The following is an 18,868-nucleotide window of genomic DNA, read 5'->3' on the forward strand; positions in this document are numbered from 1 at the left end:
ACGACACTGTGACAACCCGTCCACTGGCGCGACGCTGCAAATCGGTTACTGTCTGCGCATGTTCGGAATCGACATCATCGACGCCGCCTTTCTGCCCGCCGCCAGCGTGGCGCTGTTTGCCGGTGTGCTGTCCTTTCTCTCTCCTTGCGTGCTGCCGGTGGTGCCGCCCTACCTGGCCTATATGACCGGGATCAGCGTGGGCGGTCTGAAGTCGGGCGAGCGCAGCGCGGCCCCGGCGGCGCTGATGTTCGTGCTGGGGCTGTCCACCGTCTTCCTGGTCATGGGCTTCGCCGCATCCGCCTTCGGGCGGCTGTTCCTGGAATACCAGCTCTGGCTGGCGCGGCTGGCCGGGGTGATGGTCGTCATCATGGGTCTGCATTTCCTGCATGTCTTCCGCATCCCGATGCTGGATCAGGAGGCCCGGCTGGAAGCGGGGGATCAGGGTGGTTCGGCCTTCGGGGCCTATGTGCTGGGGCTGGCCTTTGCCTTCGGGTGGACGCCGTGTATCGGCCCGCAACTCGGCATGATCCTGTCGCTGGCGGCGACCGATGCCGAGATCGGCCGGGGGACCGGGCTGCTTGCCGTCTATGCGCTCGGGCTGGGTATCCCGTTCCTGCTCTCGGCCATTTTCGTCAACCGCGCGATGGGGCTGATGAACCGCATCAAGCCCTATATGAAAACCGTCGAGCGGATCATGGGCGGGTTGCTGGTGGCGGTCGGGCTGATGCTGCTGAGCGGGCGGATGGCCGATCTGTCCTACTGGATGCTGGAGACGTTTCCGTTCCTCGCCACGCTGGGTTAGCGCCGGACGTTCCGGCGCAGGTCGGACAGGGTGACCGCCCCGGTCGCGAAGCTGAGCGCGAAATAGAGTGCGGCGCCGCCGGTGACCAGCAGGGCCAGTTCGGGGATACGCGCCATGCCGATGCTGTCGGTCCAGCGGAGCGTGAACCACAGCGCCGCCGCCATCAGCAGCGATGACAGCAGGATCCTCGGGGCCGTTCGCCTGACCCGCGCATCCCATCGCGTGGCCTGACCCATGCCGCACGTCCCCCACCAGAGCTGGCCGACCATCACCCAGGCCGCGGCCGATGTGCCGATGGCGGCGGCGAGGAAACCGATAAACGGCATCAGCCCGAAGGCCACGGCGGCATTCACCACCATGGAATGCAGCGCGAAGCGGAACGGGCTGCGGGTATCCTCGCGCGCGAAATAGAGCGGCTGCAGCACTTTCTGCAGCACGAAGGCCGGCAGGCCGAGCGCGTAGACCACGAGCGCCTTGGCCGTCTGCTGGGTGTCGAAGGCGGTGAACTGACCCCGCTCGAACAGGGTCGAGACCATCGGCACGGCGATTACGGAAATCGCGAAGGCGGCGGGCAGGGTCAGGAACAGCCCGAACTCCATCGCGCGGGAAAACGCGGCCTGACCTCCCGCCTCGTCGCCGCTGCGCAACCGCCGCGACAATTCGGGCAGCAGCACCACCGCCACCGCCGCGCCGACCACGCCAAGCGGCAATTGATAGAGCCGGTCCGAGGCCGAGAGCCAGGAAATCGCGCCCTCGAAGAAGGACGCGACCTGCCGGCCGACGAGCAGGTTGATCTGCACCACCCCGCCCGCGAAAATGGCGGGGAGGGCGATGGTCAGCAGCCGGCGCATATCGGGGGTCAGGCGCGGGCGGCGGGGCAGAAAGGTCCAGCCGGTGCGATGCGCGTCCCACCAGACCAGGCCAAGCTGGGCGATGCCGGTGATCGGCGTGGCCCAGGCCAGCGTCAGTCCCAGATCCCAGCCGGCGCTGCGCCCGATCAGCAATGCGACGATGAACAGGATGTTCAGCAGCACCGGCGCGGCGGCGGCGGCAGTAAAGCGCCCATTCGCGTTCAGTACCCCGCCGATCATCGAGGCGAGCGAGATCAGCAGGATATAGGGAAAGGTGATCCGGGAATAGGTGACGGCGAGATCATAACGCTCGTCCCCCCGGAACCCGGCCGCCATGGCCAGGACAAGCAGCGGCATGGCGATCATCGCCACCGCACAGAACAGGATCAGCACGCTGCCCAGCCCGGCAAAGGCATCGCGGGCAAACTGCTGCGGATCGTCGCCGCCTTCCAGTTTCTTGGAAAACAGCGGCACGAAGGCGGTGTTGAACGCGCCCTCGGCAAAGAAGCGACGGAACATGTTGGGCAGGGACAGCGCGACCTGGAACGCATCCATGACCGGCCCCGCCCCCAGCCAGGCGAACATCATCATGTCGCGGATGAAGCCCGACAGCCGCGACAGCGTCGTCCAGCTTCCCACGGTCAGGAAACCGCGCACCAATCCGCTTTTCATCCGATCACGCTCCTGCCTGCGCCGAGCCTGCCCGTTCGGCGCCTTCGCGTATGGCCTGCCGCAGCTTATTTTCCAAGGTCTCGCGGCGGGATTGCTGTTGCAGCTTCAGCCCGAACGCATCCTTGACATAGAAACTGTCCACGACCTGCGCGCCGTAGGTGGCGATCACGGCGGAAGCGATGCGGATATGGTTCGCCGCCAGGGTCCGGGTCAGGTCATGGAGCAGACCTGGACGATCGCGCGTATCCACCTCGATGATGGTGTAGATGTCGCTGCCCTCATTGTCGAAGGTGACATGGGTGGGAAAGCGGAATGCCCGGTCGCGCTTCTTCAGCTGATCCTTGTCGGCAAAGGCGTCGCGGGCGACGAGCTCTCCTTTCAGCGTGCGGTCAATCATCTTGCGCAGGCGCGGCAGGCGCTCGGCATCGTAAGGATGGCCGGTTGCATCCTGAAGCCAGAACACCGCCGTCGCGAACCCGTCCTTCGAAGTATAGGTGCGCGCATCGACCACATTCGCGCCGACAAGGGCGAGCGCCCCCGCAATGCGCGAGAAGATGCCGGGGTGGTCGGACAGCACGAAGGCCGCGCGAGTGGCGTCGCGGTCCGGGTCCGGATGCAGGTCGATGCGGATCTCGTCATCGCCCAGATCGCGCAGCAGCTCCGCAATCACCGCCTGCGTGTCGGTAGGGAGCCCTTGCCAGTAATTCGCGTAATGCCGTGTGGTCTCGCCCCGGATCTCCTTCGGCTCCCAGCCCTTCGCGGCAAGGTAATGGCGCAGGGCGCGCTTGGCCTCGTCGCGGCGCTGATCGCGGTTCAGCGCCTCCATCCCGTTTTCCAGAACACTCGCCGTCTGCTCGTAGAGCTGGCGCAGCAGCACCGCCTTCCAGTTGTTCCAGGTGTTCGGCCCGACGCCGCGAATGTCGCAGACCGTCAGCACCAGCAGCAGGTCCAGACGTTTCCGGGTCTTCACCGCCTTGGCGAAATCGCGGATCGTGCGCGGGTCCGAGATGTCGCGCTTCTGCGCCACATCCGACATCAGCAAATGGTTTCGGACCAGCCATTCGATGGTCTCGATCTCGTCGGTGGGCAGCCCGAACCGGGTGGAGACGCGGCGCGCAATCTGGGCGCCGATGATCGAATGATCCTCCGGCCGGCCCTTGCCGATATCGTGCAGCAGCAAGGCCAGATACAGCACCCGGCGGTTGATGCGGCCGCGCATGATCCGGCTGGCGATGGGCAGATCCTCGACCTCGTGGCCCTGTTCGATCTCGGACAGCGCCTTGATGCACTGGATCGTGTGCTCGTCCACCGTGTAGTGGTGATAGACGTTGAACTGCATCATTGCCACGACCGGCTCGAATTCCGGGATGAAGGCGCCCAGCACATCCAGCTCGTTCATCCGGCGCAGCGCGCGCTCGGGATTGCCGCGCTTCAGCAGCAGGTCGAGGAAGATCCGCACCGCTTCGGGGTTCTCGCGCATCTCCTCGTCGATCAACTCCAGATGCGAGGCAACGACGCGCATGGCCTCGGGGTGGATCAGGATGCCGGTCCGCAGCGCCTCCTCGAACAGGCGCAGGATGTTCAGTGGATCGTCGAGCGCGCTGTCGGGTTTCGCAAAGGTCAGCCGGCCGGCATCTTCCGCAAACCCCGCGCGCAGCTTCTTGCGGCGGCGGAAGATCCGTTTCAGCACCGGCTGGCGGAACACATGGCGGCTTTCCAGCGCAGTCAGGAAGACCCGCGTCAACTCGCCCACGCGGGTTGCGTGCAGGAAATACTCCTGCATGAACAGCTCGACCCCGCGACGTCCCGGCCGGTCGTGATAGCCCATCCGGCGCGCCACCTCGACCTGCATGTCGAAGGTCAGCACATCCACCGATCTGCCCGCGATCAGATGCAGGTGGCAGCGCGCGGCCCACAGGAAATCCTCGGCCTGCCAGAAGGCCAGATGCTCGTCACGGGTGAAGAATCCCAGATCGACGAGTTCGACCGCCCGGTCAACGCGGTGAATATATTTCGCGATCCAGTAGAGCGTCTGAAGATCGCGCAGCCCGCCCTTGCCCTCCTTCACATTCGGTTCCAGCACGTAACGCTGACCGCCCTGCCGGTCATGGCGCTGATCGCGTTCGGCCAGCTTGGCCTCGATGAATTCGGGGATGGATTTGTCGAACAACTCGGCCCACAGCCGCTCGCGCAGCATCTCGGCCAGGCTGAGCTGGCCTGCCACCGCCCGATGCTCGACCATGGATGTGCGGATCGTCATGTCCTGCGCGGCCAGCCGCAGGCAGTCATCGATGCTGCGCGTGGCGTGGCCGACCTTCAGTTTCAGATCCCACAGCATGTAGAGCATCGATTCCACGACGCTCTCGGCCCAGGCGGAGGTCTTGTAGGGGGTCAGGAACAGCAGATCGACATCGGATTGCGGCGCCATCTCGGCGCGGCCATAGCCGCCGACGGCCAGCACCGCAAGCTGTTCGGCCTCGGTAGGGCTTTGCCTTGGATGCAGATGCGTGACGGCGACATGATGCACGGTGGTGACGATCGCATCGGTCAGGCTGGCGATGGCGCGGACGGTCTCGCGCGCGGCGCGGGGATGGGATTCGAACCCGGCGATGATGTCGTCCATGGCCGCATCGCGCGCGGCGCGCAGCGCGGCGACGGTTTCGGCGCGGATGGCGCGGGCATCCGGGGCATCGGACAGGCGGGAATCGAGGGCCGGCAGGAAAGTTTCGGCGTCGAATACGGAATGCGCCCCGGGCAATGCCGGGGCGCTTTGGGGAAGCATGTCGGTCCCTGCGGCCAAATCAGAACCCGAAGCCGCGCCCGAAGCTGCGCGGGGCCGGGTCGATCACGACCACGCGGCCGTCATTGATCGTGGCCACGGCCATGCCGCGCTCGTTGGTGCCGTTGCGGCGCAGGCGGAACACCCCGTTCACCCCGGTGAACCCGGCCGGGCGGGTCAGGCCGATCGTGTTGACCGCGTTGCGGTTGCCCGATCCGGCAAGTGCGGCGATCGCCGCGACCCCGTCATAGCCGAGCGATCCCAGCTCATGCGGAGCCTCTCCATAGGCGGAGCGGTAGCGCTGCGTGAATTGCTGCTGCATCGAGCTGTCGGGCAGGGCGAACCAGCCCCCCTGGACGCCGGGCAGTTGCAGACGGGCGGCGGGGATGTCCCACCGGGTCAGCCCCATGAGCTGCGCCTCGCGCGAGGTCACGCCGGCCGCATTGAGCTGGCTGGTCAGATAGGGCAGCACCGCCTGCTGGTTGGCGGTCATGAAGATGGCGTCGATCTGGTCGCCCTTGGCAGCCTGCGTCACCGCCGGGATGATGGCGTCGATGCTTTCCTGCGACAGGGCGTGCTGCTGACGACCCGAGAGGGTGGCGCCGTTCTGGGCGATGGCCGACTGGATCGCCGCCGCGCCGATCTGGCCCGCGGCATCGTTTTCATAGACCATCAGGAAGCGGCGCAACCCCTGCTGTACGCCATATCCCACCAGCCGGTCCGCGACATTCTGGAAGGTGTTGCCGAGCACATAGACATTGCCGCCCGCGATTTCGGTGTTGTTCGAGAAGGACAGCACGTTGAGATTGTTGTCCTTCATCGCATTGCCGACCGCGTTGGCGGAATCGGCGAAGAGCGGCCCGAGGATGATCTTGGCCCCTTCCGCCGCCGCCCGCTCCGCGGCCTCGACGGCGGAACTCTCGGTCGGGCTGGTCGTGTAGACGCGCAGATCGATCTCCGCCCCGTTCGCGTCGGCGGCGGCCATCCGCGCCGAATTGGCCAGCGACCGGCCCAGCCAGTCGAGATCGTTGTTCCCGGTCTCGCCGGGCACGAGCAGCGCGACCTGCACCGGCGCGGACGGGTCGATCTGCGGGCCGATGGCCGGGCCGGAGCTTCCGAGGCTGGTCGGCTGGCAGGCGGATACGGCCATACCCGCTGCGAAAACGGCCAGCGCAGCCCGACGGGTGATTCGCTTGGCAATGGTGAACATCAGAATGATTCCCTATTGTCAGGTTATGTGGCTTTGGGCCGCAGCCTATTCACAACACCCTGCCTTGGCAACGCGGGGACCGCGCAGCGAGAGGTCGATGTGACAGAGCAGACAGACGAGCCGCAGCCGCGCCCCGCGCGCATCGAATCGGACCCGTTGGGTCCGGGCCTTTACCTGGTGGCCACCCCGATCGGGGCGGCGCGCGACATCACCCTGCGCGCACTCGACGTGCTGAACGCGGCCGATCATCTGGCGGCGGAAGACACGCGGACATTGCGCCACCTGATGGATATTCACGGAATCCCGCTGCGCGGGCGCCGCATCCTCGCCTGCCACGATCATAACGAGAACCGTCAAAGCGCGGCGGTGGCGGCGGCCGTCGCCGAGGGTCGTTCGGTGGCGTATTGCTCGGATGCCGGCACGCCGCTGGTGGCCGATCCCGGCTACCGGCTGGCGCGGGCGGTCATCGCCGAGGGCGGCAAGGTGATCGCGGTGCCCGGCGCGAGCGCCGTGCTGGCCGCGCTGAGCGTGTCGGGCCTGCCAAGCGACCGGTTTATTTTTGCCGGATTCGCGCCGCAACCGGCAGGCGCGCGTCGAAAATGGCTGAGCCATCTCAGCGCGCAGGACGCGACGGCGATCCTTTTCGAAAGCCCGCGACGCATTAAGCAAACATTGGGAATTCTGTGCGAGATTGCCCCAGACCGGCATATGGTGATGTGCCGGGAACTGACCAAGAAGTTCGAGGAAACGCTGCGTGGGACGGCGGCTGAGATTCTGGCGCAACTGCCCGAAGCCGGGCCGAAAGGGGAAATCGTGCTGATGCTGGACCGACCAGACATGACCGCGCCCGCCGATCCGGCCGAATTTGACTCGGAACTGCGGCGGCTTCTGGAAAACCTGTCGCTGCGCGATGCAGCAGCGGAAATTGCCCAGAGATACGGCATTGCGCGCCGCAAGGCCTATCAGATGGCGCTCGCCATCACGAATACCTCCAGCGACAGGAAAGAATGATGCAACTCAGCCTCGATTTCGACGCCGAACCGCGCGGCCTGCCCACTCCGGGTCGGTGCAGCCGGTCGCAGGAGATGCCGAAGAACATTCCCGCCGCGCGCAGGCGCCGCGGCGCGAAGGCGTTCCAATCGGGGCTGTTGGCCGAGGACAATGTGGCCCGGCATTACCAGGAGAGGGGCTACACCCTGCTGCAATCGCGGTGGCGCGGGCGCGCTGGCGAGGTGGATCTGATCCTGCGCAAGGATGCGCTGTATGTCTTTGTCGAGGTTAAGGCGGCAGCGGAATTCGCGCTTGCGGCGGCACGGATCGACCGGCGGCAGATGGACAGGATCTGCCTGGCCGCCTGCGAGTTCTGCGAACGCCTGCCGACGGGCCAGATGACCGAGATGCGGATGGATGCGGCGCTCGTGGACCGCTTCGGGCGGATCGAGATTGTCGAGAACGCGTTTGGCTGGCACTGATCGGCGCGGTGGTTCTGAAGCATCGGCGCGCTCGCTGCTTGAACTGGACGCCGGAACCGCTCAAAAGGCAGCAAAGCGGAAAGGATGCTGCCATGAGCCTTTATGTCGCGCTGCAAATGGATCCGATCGAGGCGGTCTCGGTGGACGCGGATAGCAGTTTTCGGATCGGGCTGGAGGCCGAGGCGCGGGGGCACAGGCTGTTCCAGTATACCGTCGATCAATTGAGCTATCGGAGCGGTCGGGTGGTTGCGCGGGGGCGGCCCGTCACCTTGCGTCGCGAGCAGGGCAACCATGTCGAATTCGGGGAATGGGATCAGGTAGATCTGGCCGAGTTCGATGTGATCTGGCTGCGGCAGGATCCGCCGTTCGATATGGGCTATATCACCTCGACCCATCTGCTCGACCGGGTGCGGGACAAGGCCTTCGTGGTCAATGATCCGTTCTGGGTTCGGAACTGCCCGGAAAAGCTGATGGTGCTGGATTTCCCGGATCTGACACCCGAGACGCTGATTACGCGCGATCTGGCCGAGATCCGGTCCTTTCGGGCGCAGCATGGCGAGATCATCGTGAAACCGCTTTACGGCAATGGCGGTGCCGGCGTTTTTCATCTGCGGCCAGAGGATCCCAACCTGTCGTCACTCGCCGAGATGTTCTTCGGCCTGAACCGTGAGCCGGTCATTGCGCAGCGTTTCCTGCCGGCGGTGACCCAGGGCGACAAGCGGATCATCCTGGTCGATGGCGACCCCATCGGTGCGATCAACCGGGTTCCGGCCAAGGGCGAGGCGCGGTCGAACATGCATGTCGGCGGGCGGCCGGAAAAAACCGGGCTGACGGCGCGGGAGGAGGAGATCTGCGCGCGGATCGGCCCGGTGCTGCGCGAGAAAGGGTTGATTTTCACCGGCATCGACGTGATCGATGGCTGGCTGACGGAGATCAACGTCACCTCTCCGACGGGGCTCCAGGAACTGGAGCGATTCGACGGGATCAACGGCGCCGGGCTGATATGGGACGCGATCGAGGCGAAGCTCACCGCCGCGTGACGCGGGCCGGACGGCAGGTGGAGGTATCGCTTCGGCGCGGCGCCGTGGGTGTCATGGCCATCAGCACCAAGACGCCCGGCACGACACGGTGCCTCACGGCATGAAGGGCAGGCGATAGCTGATCGCCTCGGCCAGATGCTGGCTGTGGACCTTCTCGCTCTCATCCAGATCGGCGATGCTGCGGGCGCTGCGCAGGACGCGGTGGTAGCCGCGGGCGGTCAGCCCCAGCTTCTCGGCGGCGCGCCGGATCAGCGCGCGCCCGTCCGCATCGGGGGCCGCGATCTGCTCGAGGATCGGCGGCGGGGCGTCCGCGTTGCAGCTGACGCCGCTGTCCGGTGCCAGGCGCGCGAAGCGGGCGCGCTGCACCGACCTGGCCGCGGCCACCCGTGCGGCGGTCTCTGCCGTGCTGTCGCCCGCAGATGGCAGGTCGAGATCGTCCAGCTTCACCGCCGGCACCTCCAGCCGCAGATCGAAGCGATCCATGAGCGGGCCAGAGATCCGCCCGAGATAATCCGGTCCGCATCCCGGCGCGCGATTGCAGCTTCGCGCGGGCTCGGCCAGATAGCCGCAGCGGCAGGGATTGGCCGCGGCGACCAGCAGGAAGCGGCAGGGATAGCGGATATGTGCATTCGCGCGCGCCACCACCACCTCGCCGGTCTCGATGGGCTGGCGCAGCGTGTCGAGCACCTGGCGCGAGAATTCCGGCAACTCGTCCATGAACAGCACGCCGTGATGGGCGAGGCTGATCTCTCCGGGCCGGGCCCCCCGCCCACCGCCCACGATGGCCGCCATCGAGGCGGTGTGATGGGGGTCGCGAAACGGCGCGTGACGGGGAATGCCGCCATCCTTCAGCAGCCCGGCGATGGAATGGATCGTCGAACTGCTCAGCGCCTCGGCCGGCTCAAGCGGGGGCAAAAGGCCCGGCAGGCGGGAGGCCAGCATGGATTTCCCGGCGCCGGGCGGTCCGACCATCAGCAGGTGGTGTCGTCCCGCCGCCGCGACCTCGAGGGCGCGCTTGGCGCGTTCCTGCCCTTTCACGTCGCGCAGATCGCCGGTCAGGGGTGATGCCACCGCCTCTCCCTGTGTTGACCGGGACAGCGGGGAGCGGTCGCAGAGATGATCGATCACCTGTTTCAGCCGCGCCGGGGCGAACACCGGAACGGAGGCGACCCAGGCCGCCTCGGCGCCGCATTCCGCCGGACAGATTAGGTCGCGCGCGTCGATTGCGGCGGTCATCGCCGCAGGCAGCGCGCCCGCCACCGGCACCAGCCTGCCGTCCAGCGACAGTTCGCCCAGCGACAACACCCGCGCCAGGGTCTCGGCAGGAACCATGTCGAGCGCCGACAGCACCGACAATGCGATGGGCAGATCGAAATGCGAGCCTTCCTTCGGCAGATCGGCGGGTGAGAGATTGACGGTGATCTTGCGCGAGGGCAGCGCGATGGACAGGGCATTGAATGCGGCCCGCACCCGCTCCCGCGCCTCCGACACCGCCTTGTCGGGCAGCCCCACGATGGCGAAGGACGGCAGCCCCGCCGCGACCGAGGCTTGCACCTCGACCAGCCGTCCTTCCACCCCCTGAAACGCCACCGTGTAGGCGATTGCGACCATGCGTTCCCCGCTGCCTGCGCGGCCCCCTGACTGCGCGGCGAGCCTAGCGAGGCGCTGCTTAACGAGCGGTTAATCACGACAGGGGGGCCGGGTTTCTTGCCGTGCGGCCCCATGTCGCCTATCTCCCTAGCAGCAGACATCCGGGAGGCGCCGATGCAGGGCAGCCGCATTCTTCTGATCATCGGCGGCGGAATCGCGGCCTACAAGACGCTCACGCTGATTCGCGATCTCAAGCGCGAGGGCGCCCGCGTCGTGCCGGTGCTGACCCGCGCGGCCGAGGAATTCGTCACGCCGCTTTCGGTCGCGGCACTGGCGGGCGAGGAGGTGCATCGTGACCTGTTCGACCTGACCCGCGAGGCCGAGATGGGTCATATCCAACTGTCGCGGGATGCCGATCTTCTGGTGGTCGCGCCCGCGACCGCAGATCTGATGGCGAAGATGGCCGGGGGGCATGCGGACGATCTGGCCTCGACCCTGCTGATGGCCACGGACAAGCCGGTGCTGATCGCGCCGGCGATGAATGTCCGGATGTGGACCCACAAGGCGACGCAGCGCAATCTGGCGACGCTGAGATCGGACGGAATCCTGATTGCCGGGCCGGATGAGGGCGACATGGCCTGCGGCGAGTTCGGTCCGGGCCGGATGGTCGAGCCTGACGCCCTGCTGGATGCGATCCGCTCAGGCCTCGGACCGGCCAGGCCGGCCCCGCTTCGTCTCGGGCCGGACGTGGCGGCCAAGCCGATGCAGGGGCGGCATGTGATCGTGACCTCCGGCCCCACGCGCGAACCGATCGATCCGGTGCGCTATATCTCGAACCATTCCTCGGGCGCGCAGGGCGCGGCCATTGCGGCGGCGCTGCGCGATCTGGGGGCGCGGGTCAGCTTCATCACCGGCCCCGCACAGGTTTCCCCGCCCGAGGGGGTGGAGGTGATCGCGGTTCAGACGGCCGAGGAGATGCGCGCCGCGGTCGAGGCGGCGCTGCCCGCCGATGCGGCGGTCATGGCGGCGGCCGTGGCCGACTGGAAGGTGGCTAATGCCGCGGATCGCAAGATGAAGAAGAATGGCAGCGGCATGCCGGTGCTGGAATTTGCCGAGAATCCCGACATTCTGGCCTGGGTCAGCGGGCTTGCGCAGGACCGCCCGGCGCTCGTCATCGGCTTCGCGGCGGAGACGCATGACGTGGTGGCCAACGCGACGGCCAAGCGCGCGCGCAAGGGCTGCGACTGGATCGTGGCGAATGATGTCTCGCCCGAGAGCGGCACGTTTGGCGGTGCGGAGAACACCGTCACGCTGATCTCCGCCGACGGTGCCGAGGACTGGCCGCGCATGGGCAAGGACGCCGTCGCCCGCCGGCTGGCGGCCCGGATCGCGGAGGCGCTGTGATGCGCGAATATCTCGACTGGAACGCCACGACCCCGCTGCGGCCCGAGGCCAAGGACGCGATCCGCGCGGCAATGGAGATTTCCGGCAACCCGTCCTCCGTCCATAGCGAGGGACGGGCGGCAAAGATGGCATTGGAGCGCGCGCGGGAGCAGGTCGCGGTCGCCCTCGGTGCGGAAGGCGCGGATGTGATTTTTACCTCCGGCGCGACCGAGGCAGCGGCGATGGTGCTGGCCGGGCAGGGCATGTCCTGCGCGCCGGTCGAACACAGCGCCGTCAAGGCGTGGTGCCGCGAGGATCTGGCGGTGGATGGCGACGGCATCGTGACCGTGCCCGATCCGGGCCGCGCGAGCCTGCAACTGGCGAATAACGAGACGGGGGTGATCCAGTCGCTGCCTGAAGGGCTCGCTTCCAGCGATCTGACCCAGGCATTCGGCAAGATCCCCTTCGCCTTCAACTGGCTGGGGCTGACCGCCGGATTTGTCAGCGCCCACAAGCTGGGTGGCCCCAAGGGGATCGGCGCGCTGATCCTGCGGAAAGGCACCGAGATCGAGGCCCGGATCCGCGGCGGCGGGCAGGAACAGGGGCGGCGCGGCGGCACCGAGAACCTGATCGGCATCATGGCCTTCGCGGCTGCGGCGACCGCGGCGCAGCGCGATCTGGAGGCCGGTCTGTGGGACGAGGTGGCGGCGCGGCGTGACGCGCTCGAGACGCGTCTGCTGGCAGCGGCGCCGGGGGCGGTGATCGCGGGAAAGAATGCCCGCCGCTTGCCGAACACCACCTGCATTCTTACATCGGGGTGGAAAGGTGAAACGCAGGTCATGCAGATGGATCTTGCGGGATTTGCCATTTCCGCGGGATCGGCCTGCTCCTCTGGCAAGGTCAGGGCCAGCGGGACGCTGCAGGCGATGGGATTTGACGACGCAGCCGCGCAATCGGCGATCAGGATCTCCATAAGCCCGGCTTTGGGCGACGATCAGATGAACCGATTTGCGGATGCATGGGAAACCGCGTATGGACGCTGGCGCGACAGGAATGGCCCGGCGTGACCGCCCAGCCGATGGAAGGACAAAGGATGAACGACATCACCGATCTTGAGGTGCGCGAAGGCGTGGATCGCGAAACGGTCGAAACCGTCGCGAATATGGGCAGCTACAAATATGGCTGGGATACCGAGATCGAGATGGAATACGCCCCCAAGGGGCTGTCCGAGGACATTGTCCGCCTGATTTCGGAGAAGAACGGCGAGCCGGAATGGATGACCGACTGGCGGCTGAAGGCCTATCGCCGCTGGGTCACGATGCAGGAACCCAGCTGGGCGATGCTGAACTATCCCGAGATCGATTTCCAGGACCAGTATTACTATGCCCGCCCCAAATCCATGGAGGCGAAGCCGAAATCGCTGGATGAGGTCGATCCGAAGCTGCTTGCCACCTATGAGAAGCTGGGCATCCCGCTCAAGGAACAGATGATCCTGGCCGGGGTCGAGGGCGCGGACGCCGCACCCGCAGATGGCCGCAAGGTCGCCGTGGACGCGGTGTTCGACAGCGTCAGCGTCGGCACCACCTTCAAGGACGAACTCGCCAAGGCCGGGGTGATCTTCTGCTCCATTTCCGAGGCGATCCGCGAGCATCCCGAGCTCGTGCAGAAATATCTGGGCAGCGTCGTGCCGCCGACGGATAATTTCTATGCCACGCTGAACAGCGCCGTCTTCTCTGACGGCAGCTTCGTCTACATCCCGCCGGGCGTGACCTGCCCGATGGAACTGTCGACCTATTTCCGCATCAATGCCGAGAATACCGGGCAGTTCGAGCGGACGCTGATCATTGCCGACAAGGGCTCCTACGTCAGCTATCTCGAAGGCTGCACCGCGCCCAAGCGCGACACGGCGCAGCTTCACGCGGCGGTGGTAGAGATCGTCGTGCTGGAAGATGCCGAGGTGAAATATTCCACCGTCCAGAACTGGTTCCCCGGCGACGAAGACGGAAATGGCGGCATCTACAATTTCGTCACCAAGCGGGCCGATTGCCGCGAGGCGCGGGCCAAGGTGATGTGGACACAGGTCGAAACCGGCTCTGCGATCACCTGGAAATACCCCTCCTGCGTGCTGCGCGGTGATGACAGCCAGGGCGAGTTCTACTCGATCGCGATCACCAACAACCATCAGCAGGCCGATACCGGCACCAAGATGATCCATCTTGGCAAGAACACCCGCTCACGCATTGTTTCCAAAGGGATTTCGGCCGGCAAGGCGCAGAACACCTATCGCGGGCTTGTTTCGATGCATCCGAAGGCCACGAACAGCCGGAACTACACGCAGTGCGACTCGCTCCTGATCGGCGACAAATGCGGCGCCCATACGGTGCCCTATATCGAGGTGAAGAACGCCTCCAGCCGGGTCGAGCACGAGGCGACGACGTCGAAGGTCGATGACGATCAGCTCTTCTACTGCCGCCAGCGCGGCATGGACGAGGAAGAGGCCGTCGCCGTCATCGTGAACGGCTTCGCCAAGGAGGTGCTGCAGGCCCTGCCGATGGAATTCGCGATGGAGGCGCAGTCGCTGGTGGCGATCTCGCTGGAAGGGTCGGTGGGGTGATCGGGTCGGAACAGGCCTCGCCGTCACATGAAATGTATAACGCGCTGCTTTCGCCAGCGGAAGTTGGATTGGGAATGACATGCTGAAAATCAACAACCTGCACGCCAAACTTGAAGACGAGGACAAACAGATCCTGAAAGGGGTCTCGCTGGAAGTTCCGGCTGGCGAGGTGCATGCGATCATGGGGCCGAACGGCTCGGGCAAGTCCACCACCTCCTATGTCCTTTCGGGACGCGACGGGTACGAGGTCACGGATGGCTCGGCCACGCTGTACGGCGAGGACCTGCTGGAGATGGAGCCGGAAGAGCGCGCTGCGGCCGGGCTGTTCCTGGCTTTCCAGTATCCGGTGGAAATCCCCGGCGTGGGCAACATGACCTTCCTGCGCACGGCACTTAACGCGCAGCGCAAGCGGCGTGGCGAGGAGGAGTTGTCGGCGGCCGAATTCCTCAAGCTGATCCGCGAGAAGGGCAAGGCGCTGAACATTGACGCCGATATGCTGAAGCGTCCGGTCAATGTCGGCTTCTCGGGCGGCGAGAAGAAGCGCAACGAAATTCTGCAGATGGCAGTGCTGGAACCGAAGATGTGCATCCTCGACGAGACCGATTCCGGGCTGGACGTCGACGCGATGCGGCTGGTGGCGGACGGGGTGAACGCGCTGCGCGCGCCCGACCGGGCCTTTCTGGTCATCACCCATTACCAGCGTCTGCTGGACCATATCCGCCCCGACGTGGTTCACATCATGTCTGACGGCAAGATCGTGAAGACCGGCGGCCCCGAACTGGCGCTCGAGGTCGAGCAGAACGGCTATGCCGACCTGCTGTCGGAGGTGGCTTGATGGCCGACACTGCGATCACGATGCGGCAGGTGACGCCTGATATCGCCGAGGGCGGCGATGCTGATCCGGCGCTGTCGGCGCGCCTCGATGTGCTGGATCTGCCCGCGGGCGGGTTCACTGCCGCGGCCCGCAAGGATGCGCTCGCCCGTCTGCGTGCCGTGGGCCTGCCCAAACCGCGCGACGAATATTGGCGCTACACCAACCCCGCGGCGTTCAACGCGCCGGTGCCGGACCCGATCCCGCTTGCGGAGCAGGGGCCGGACAGCCCGCTGTTTCTGGAACGCAAGCGGCTCACCCTGGTCTTCGTCGACGGCGCCTTCGACGCGGCGGCATCTGACGATCTGGCGCTTGAGGGCGTCGAGGTCGGGCTGTTGTCCACGGCCGACGCGGACGAAACGCATTGGTCGGGCGAGATCTATGGCCGGCTGGAGGCCGCGGCGCAGGAGCGCGTGGCGCGCCCGATGGCTGCGCTGAACACCGCCGCGGCGCGGGACGGCGTTCTGGTCCGTGTCACCGGACAGCCCAGCAAGCCGATCCACATCATTCACCGCCGCAAGGACGAGTCGGCGGATGTGTATTATCACCATGTCATCCGGCTCGAACCCGGTGCGGAACTGACCCTGCTGGAGACCGGCATGACCGGGGCACGGTCGAATTTCGTGGCCGAGGTGGATCTGGCCGAGGGCGCGCGGTTCCACCACATCACGGCGAAGCGCGCCGGGCATGAGAAGCTGGGCTGGGGCGGCGTGTTCGCGCGGGTCGCGGCCGAGGCGGTGTTCAAATCCTTCACCCTCTCGGTCAACGGCACGATGATGCGGCACGAGGCGATCATCGATATTGTCGGCGACGACGCCGTGGCCCATGTCGCCGCCGCGGTTCTGGGCGACGCCAATCGCGGCCCGTTCCACCATGACGACACGGTGTTCATCACCCATTCGGCCGAGCGCTGTGAATCGCGCCAGGTCTTCAAGAAGGTGCTGAAAAACGGCGCGAAGGGCATTTTCCAGGGCAAGATCCTGGTCGAGCCCGGCGCGCAGAAAACCGATGGCTACCAGATCAGCCAGGCATTGCTGCTCGACGAGGACAGCCAGTTCCTGGGCAAGCCGGAGCTGGAAATCTATGCCGATGACGTGCAGTGCAGCCACGGCTCGACCACCGGCGCGATTGATGAGACCGCGCTGTTCTATCTGCGTTCGCGCGGGGTGCCGCGGGACCGGGCCATCGTGCTGATGGTGCTGTCTTTCCTGGCCGATGCACTCGAAGAGGTTGAAGATGAGAGCCTGCGCGAGGAGATCAGCGACCGTCTGGATGCATGGCTGACACGGCACGCCTGAACGCGGGTCTCGTCCCGCGCATCCTCGCCAGTTGGTGGCGGCCCGGCGAAGTGGTGCGCGGGCTTCACCCGCTGCGTGAGGGGGCGATGCTGGCTGTGCTGATGGCGGCCATGCTGGTGTTCCTGATCGCGCAGGCGCCGGGTCACGCCCGCGCGGCCGAGTTGGATCACGGCGTGCCGCTTGGCGGACGCATGGCGGGTGCGGCGATGGCGGTTCTGTTCGTCATGCCGCTTCTGGCCTATGCGACGGCCTGGGTGGTGCAGATCCTGTCGCGGCTGACCCCTTGGGCGATCTCGGGCCCGGCCGCGCGGCTGGCGCTGTTCTGGGCGCTGCTGGCGATTGCCCCGGCGATGCTGCTGTCCGGGCTGGTCGAGGGCTTGATGGGTCCGGGCGCGGCATTGTCGGTGACGCGGCTGATCTGCGGCATCGGGTTCCTGCTGATCTGGGGCGCGGGGCTGCGCGCAGTGGCGAGGACGCCATGACGCTCGACGATTTCCTGACGCTGACCCGCAACTCGCTGCGCCAGCCCGATCTGGCGCTGCGGCAGTTGCAGTCGCTCGACCTGCCGATGCAGACCCGCTGGATGGCGCTTGTGCTGGTGGTGGCGCTGTCATCGCTGTTGGCCGGCATGGCGGCGCGGATGTTCCCCGTCCCGGTGGAGACCGGACTGAGCCTTCTGACCCGACAGCCCCTCATCATGGCCGGCGCCCAGCTGTTCGGCATGGCCCTGACCGCCTGGCTGATCGCCAATGTCGGCCGCGCATTCGGCGGGCGGGGCGATTTCGCCGATGCCCTTCTGGTCGTCGCCTGGATCGAGTTCCTGCTGGTGGTGGTGCAGCTTGCCCAGGTGGTGCTGATGGGCGTCTCTCCGCTGTTCGCCAGTGCGATGGGGATGGCGATCATCTTCATGCTGGTCTGGCTGACCGTGAACATGGTCAAGGCGCTGCACGGCTTTGAAAGCGCGATCCTGGTCTTTCTGGGCGTCCTGGGCACGGCGCTGCTGACCACCATTTTCCTGTCGGTGCTCGCAGGCGCGCTTGGCCTGCTCCCCGAAATTCCCGCCGAGGTCCAGCCATGAGCTTTGACGTGCACGCCGTCCGCGCCGATTTTCCGATCCTGTCGCGGAAGGTGAATGACCGCCCGCTGGTGTATCTGGACAATGGGGCGTCTGCGCAGAAACCCCGGCAGGTGATCGAGGCGGTATCGCAGGCCTATGCGGATGAATACGCCAATGTGCATCGCGGCCTGCATTACCTGTCGAACCTTGCCACCGACAAATACGAGGCCGTACGCGGCACCATCGCGCGCTTTCTCAATGCAAGTGACGCGGAGGAGGTGATCTTCACCTCCGGCTCGACCGAGGCGATCAACCTTGTCTCCTATGGCTGGGCGGCGCCGCGCCTGACGGCGGGCGACGAGATCGTCCTGTCCGTTCTGGAACACCACGCCAATATCGTGCCCTGGCATTTCCTGCGCGAGCGGCAGGGCGTGGTGCTGAAATGGGTGGAGCCGGAGCCTGATGGCTCGCTGCCGCCCGAAAAGATGCTGGCCGCCGTCGGGCCGCGAACCCGGCTGATCGCCGTCACCCATATGTCGAATGTCACCGGCACGGTGGTCGATGTCGGCGCCATTGCACGCGGCACCGATGTCCCGGTGCTGGTCGATGGCAGCCAGGCGGCGGTGCATATGCCGGTGGATGTCCCGGCGCTCGGCGTCGATTTCTACTGCATCACCGGCCACAAGCTTTACGGCCCGTCCGGCTCCGGGGCGATCTGGATCAGCCGCGAACGGCAGCATGAGATGCGGCCCTTCCTCGGCGGCGGCGACATGATCCGCACGGTAACGCGCGACGGGGTGGATTACGCCGAGCCGCCGTTGAAATTCGAGGCCGGGACGCCCGGCATCGTCAACCAGATCGGCCTTGGCGTGGCGCTCGAATATCTGATGGATCTTGGGATGGAGAACATCGCCGCGCATGAGCGGGTGCTGCGCGATCACGCCCGCGACCGGCTGCGGGCGCTGAACTGGCTGAATATCCAGGGCGATGCGGCCGACAAGGGGGCGATCTTTTCGCTGACCATGGAAGGCGCGCATGCCCATGACATCTCCACCATCCTCGACAAGCGCGGCATCGCGGTGCGCGCCGGCACGCATTGCGCCATGCCGCTGATGGATTTCTACGGCGTCTCCGCCTCGGCGCGGGCCAGCTTCGCGATGTACAACACCGTGGAAGAGGTCGATGCGCTGATCGACGGGCTGCAATTCTGCCGCGAGCTTTTCGCCTGA

16 protein-coding genes are annotated in these 18,868 nt (G+C 66.1%); 12 read left to right on the forward strand and 4 right to left on the reverse strand.

Going from position 1 to position 18,868, the window contains the following annotated elements; translation table 11 throughout:
- Nucleotides 1–58 precede the first annotated feature (58 nt).
- Nucleotides 59–802, forward strand: coding sequence for a cytochrome c biogenesis CcdA family protein (locus BLT73_RS15805; RefSeq protein WP_090525426.1), 744 nt, complete (start codon nt 59–61; stop codon nt 800–802).
- Here BLT73_RS15805 and murJ read toward each other — a convergent pair.
- From murJ to BLT73_RS15820, 3 genes are read right to left on the reverse strand one after another with little or no spacing between them, the layout of a single operon-like run.
- On the reverse strand, nt 799–2,325 hold the full coding sequence (gene murJ, locus BLT73_RS15810; RefSeq protein ID WP_090525428.1) for a murein biosynthesis integral membrane protein MurJ: 1,527 nt from the start codon (nt 2,323–2,325) through the stop codon (nt 799–801). The two genes, BLT73_RS15805 and murJ, sit on opposite strands and share 4 nt — an antisense overlap.
- Nucleotides 2,326–2,329: 4 nt before the next feature.
- Nucleotides 2,330–5,107, reverse strand: a complete 2,778-nt coding sequence (locus tag BLT73_RS15815) for a [protein-PII] uridylyltransferase (RefSeq protein WP_176805172.1) — start codon at nt 5,105–5,107, stop codon at nt 2,330–2,332.
- Nucleotides 5,108–5,126: 19 nt separating this feature from the next.
- Entirely contained in the window at nt 5,127–6,314 is a 1,188-nt protein-coding gene (locus tag BLT73_RS15820) for a penicillin-binding protein activator (RefSeq protein ID WP_090525432.1), read from the reverse strand.
- A gap of 99 nt (nt 6,315–6,413) precedes the next feature.
- Here BLT73_RS15820 and rsmI point away from each other — a divergent pair, with 99 nt between their 5' ends.
- From rsmI to gshB, 3 genes are all read left to right on the forward strand, one after another.
- The gene (rsmI, locus tag BLT73_RS15825; protein ID WP_090525483.1) at nt 6,414–7,325 is read left to right on the forward strand and encodes a 16S rRNA (cytidine(1402)-2'-O)-methyltransferase; all 912 of its coding nucleotides are present in this window, start codon (nt 6,414–6,416) and stop codon (nt 7,323–7,325) included.
- On the forward strand, nt 7,322–7,786 hold the full coding sequence (locus BLT73_RS15830; RefSeq protein WP_342705181.1) for a YraN family protein: 465 nt from the start codon (nt 7,322–7,324) through the stop codon (nt 7,784–7,786). The genes rsmI and BLT73_RS15830 overlap by 4 nt, the downstream gene beginning before the upstream one ends.
- A 92-nt stretch (nt 7,787–7,878) precedes the next feature.
- Nucleotides 7,879–8,826 (forward strand): glutathione synthase, encoded by a 948-nt coding sequence (gshB, locus tag BLT73_RS15835; protein ID WP_090525435.1) that lies wholly within the window; start codon nt 7,879–7,881, stop codon nt 8,824–8,826.
- Nucleotides 8,827–8,919: 93 nt separating this feature from the next.
- On the opposite strand, the gene BLT73_RS15840 is transcribed toward gshB, so the two are convergent.
- Nucleotides 8,920–10,437, reverse strand: coding sequence for a YifB family Mg chelatase-like AAA ATPase (locus BLT73_RS15840; protein WP_090525437.1), 1,518 nt, complete (start codon nt 10,435–10,437; stop codon nt 8,920–8,922).
- Nucleotides 10,438–10,590: 153 nt separating this feature from the next.
- Between BLT73_RS15840 and coaBC the strand changes: the two genes are divergently transcribed.
- The 8 genes from coaBC to BLT73_RS15880 all read left to right on the forward strand — a co-directional run bounded on the left by coaBC (nt 10,591) and on the right by BLT73_RS15880 (nt 18,868).
- The gene (coaBC, locus tag BLT73_RS15845; protein ID WP_090525439.1) at nt 10,591–11,820 is read left to right on the forward strand and encodes a bifunctional phosphopantothenoylcysteine decarboxylase/phosphopantothenate--cysteine ligase CoaBC; all 1,230 of its coding nucleotides are present in this window, start codon (nt 10,591–10,593) and stop codon (nt 11,818–11,820) included.
- A complete protein-coding gene (locus BLT73_RS15850) occupies nt 11,820–12,866 on the forward strand; it encodes a cysteine desulfurase family protein (protein WP_176805174.1) in 1,047 nt (348 codons plus the stop codon). Before coaBC ends, BLT73_RS15850 begins: the two co-directional genes overlap by 1 nt.
- 26 nt (nt 12,867–12,892) lie before the next feature.
- The gene (gene sufB / locus BLT73_RS15855) at nt 12,893–14,413 is read left to right on the forward strand and encodes a Fe-S cluster assembly protein SufB (protein ID WP_090525487.1); all 1,521 of its coding nucleotides are present in this window, start codon (nt 12,893–12,895) and stop codon (nt 14,411–14,413) included.
- A 79-nt stretch (nt 14,414–14,492) separates the two neighbouring features.
- Nucleotides 14,493–15,248 carry a Fe-S cluster assembly ATPase SufC gene (sufC, locus tag BLT73_RS15860; protein WP_090525442.1) on the forward strand — a complete coding sequence of 252 codons (756 nt, stop codon included), beginning with the start codon at nt 14,493–14,495 and terminating at the stop codon, nt 15,246–15,248.
- Nucleotides 15,248–16,582, forward strand: a complete 1,335-nt coding sequence (locus BLT73_RS15865; RefSeq protein ID WP_090525444.1) for a SufB/SufD family protein — start codon at nt 15,248–15,250, stop codon at nt 16,580–16,582. Before sufC ends, BLT73_RS15865 begins: the two co-directional genes overlap by 1 nt.
- Complete coding sequence (locus BLT73_RS15870; protein ID WP_090525445.1) at nt 16,561–17,064, forward strand: hypothetical protein; 504 nt, start codon at nt 16,561–16,563, stop codon at nt 17,062–17,064. Before BLT73_RS15865 ends, BLT73_RS15870 begins: the two co-directional genes overlap by 22 nt.
- The gene (locus tag BLT73_RS15875; RefSeq protein WP_090525446.1) at nt 17,061–17,660 is read left to right on the forward strand and encodes a YIP1 family protein; all 600 of its coding nucleotides are present in this window, start codon (nt 17,061–17,063) and stop codon (nt 17,658–17,660) included. Before BLT73_RS15870 ends, BLT73_RS15875 begins: the two co-directional genes overlap by 4 nt.
- Nucleotides 17,657–18,868 carry a cysteine desulfurase gene (locus tag BLT73_RS15880; protein WP_090525448.1) on the forward strand — a complete coding sequence of 404 codons (1,212 nt, stop codon included), beginning with the start codon at nt 17,657–17,659 and terminating at the stop codon, nt 18,866–18,868. Before BLT73_RS15875 ends, BLT73_RS15880 begins: the two co-directional genes overlap by 4 nt.

Source organism: Paracoccus isoporae (genome assembly GCF_900101865.1).
Taxonomy (GTDB): domain Bacteria; phylum Pseudomonadota; class Alphaproteobacteria; order Rhodobacterales; family Rhodobacteraceae; genus Paracoccus; species Paracoccus isoporae.

Bases quoted from the DNA above. Each gene is read 5' to 3' on its own strand.
- BLT73_RS15840 (WP_090525437.1), bottom strand. From the start codon at position 10,437: ATGGTCGCAATCGCCTACACGGTGGCGTTTCAGGGGGTGGAAGGACGG.
- BLT73_RS15850 (WP_176805174.1), top strand. From the start codon at position 11,820: ATGCGCGAATATCTCGACTGGAACGCCACGACCCCGCTGCGGCCCGAG.
- BLT73_RS15875 (WP_090525446.1), top strand. From the start codon at position 17,061: ATGACGCTCGACGATTTCCTGACGCTGACCCGCAACTCGCTGCGCCAG.
- BLT73_RS15870 (WP_090525445.1), top strand. From the start codon at position 16,561: ATGGCTGACACGGCACGCCTGAACGCGGGTCTCGTCCCGCGCATCCTC.
- coaBC (WP_090525439.1), top strand. From the start codon at position 10,591: ATGCAGGGCAGCCGCATTCTTCTGATCATCGGCGGCGGAATCGCGGCC.
- gshB (WP_090525435.1), top strand. From the start codon at position 7,879: ATGAGCCTTTATGTCGCGCTGCAAATGGATCCGATCGAGGCGGTCTCG.
- BLT73_RS15805 (WP_090525426.1), top strand. From the start codon at position 59: ATGTTCGGAATCGACATCATCGACGCCGCCTTTCTGCCCGCCGCCAGC.
- BLT73_RS15820 (WP_090525432.1), bottom strand. From the start codon at position 6,314: ATGTTCACCATTGCCAAGCGAATCACCCGTCGGGCTGCGCTGGCCGTT.
- sufB (WP_090525487.1), top strand. From the start codon at position 12,893: ATGAACGACATCACCGATCTTGAGGTGCGCGAAGGCGTGGATCGCGAA.
- sufC (WP_090525442.1), top strand. From the start codon at position 14,493: ATGCTGAAAATCAACAACCTGCACGCCAAACTTGAAGACGAGGACAAA.
- BLT73_RS15880 (WP_090525448.1), top strand. From the start codon at position 17,657: ATGAGCTTTGACGTGCACGCCGTCCGCGCCGATTTTCCGATCCTGTCG.
- murJ (WP_090525428.1), bottom strand. From the start codon at position 2,325: ATGAAAAGCGGATTGGTGCGCGGTTTCCTGACCGTGGGAAGCTGGACG.
- BLT73_RS15815 (WP_176805172.1), bottom strand. From the start codon at position 5,107: ATGCTTCCCCAAAGCGCCCCGGCATTGCCCGGGGCGCATTCCGTATTC.
- BLT73_RS15865 (WP_090525444.1), top strand. From the start codon at position 15,248: ATGGCCGACACTGCGATCACGATGCGGCAGGTGACGCCTGATATCGCC.
- BLT73_RS15830 (WP_342705181.1), top strand. From the start codon at position 7,322: ATGATGCAACTCAGCCTCGATTTCGACGCCGAACCGCGCGGCCTGCCC.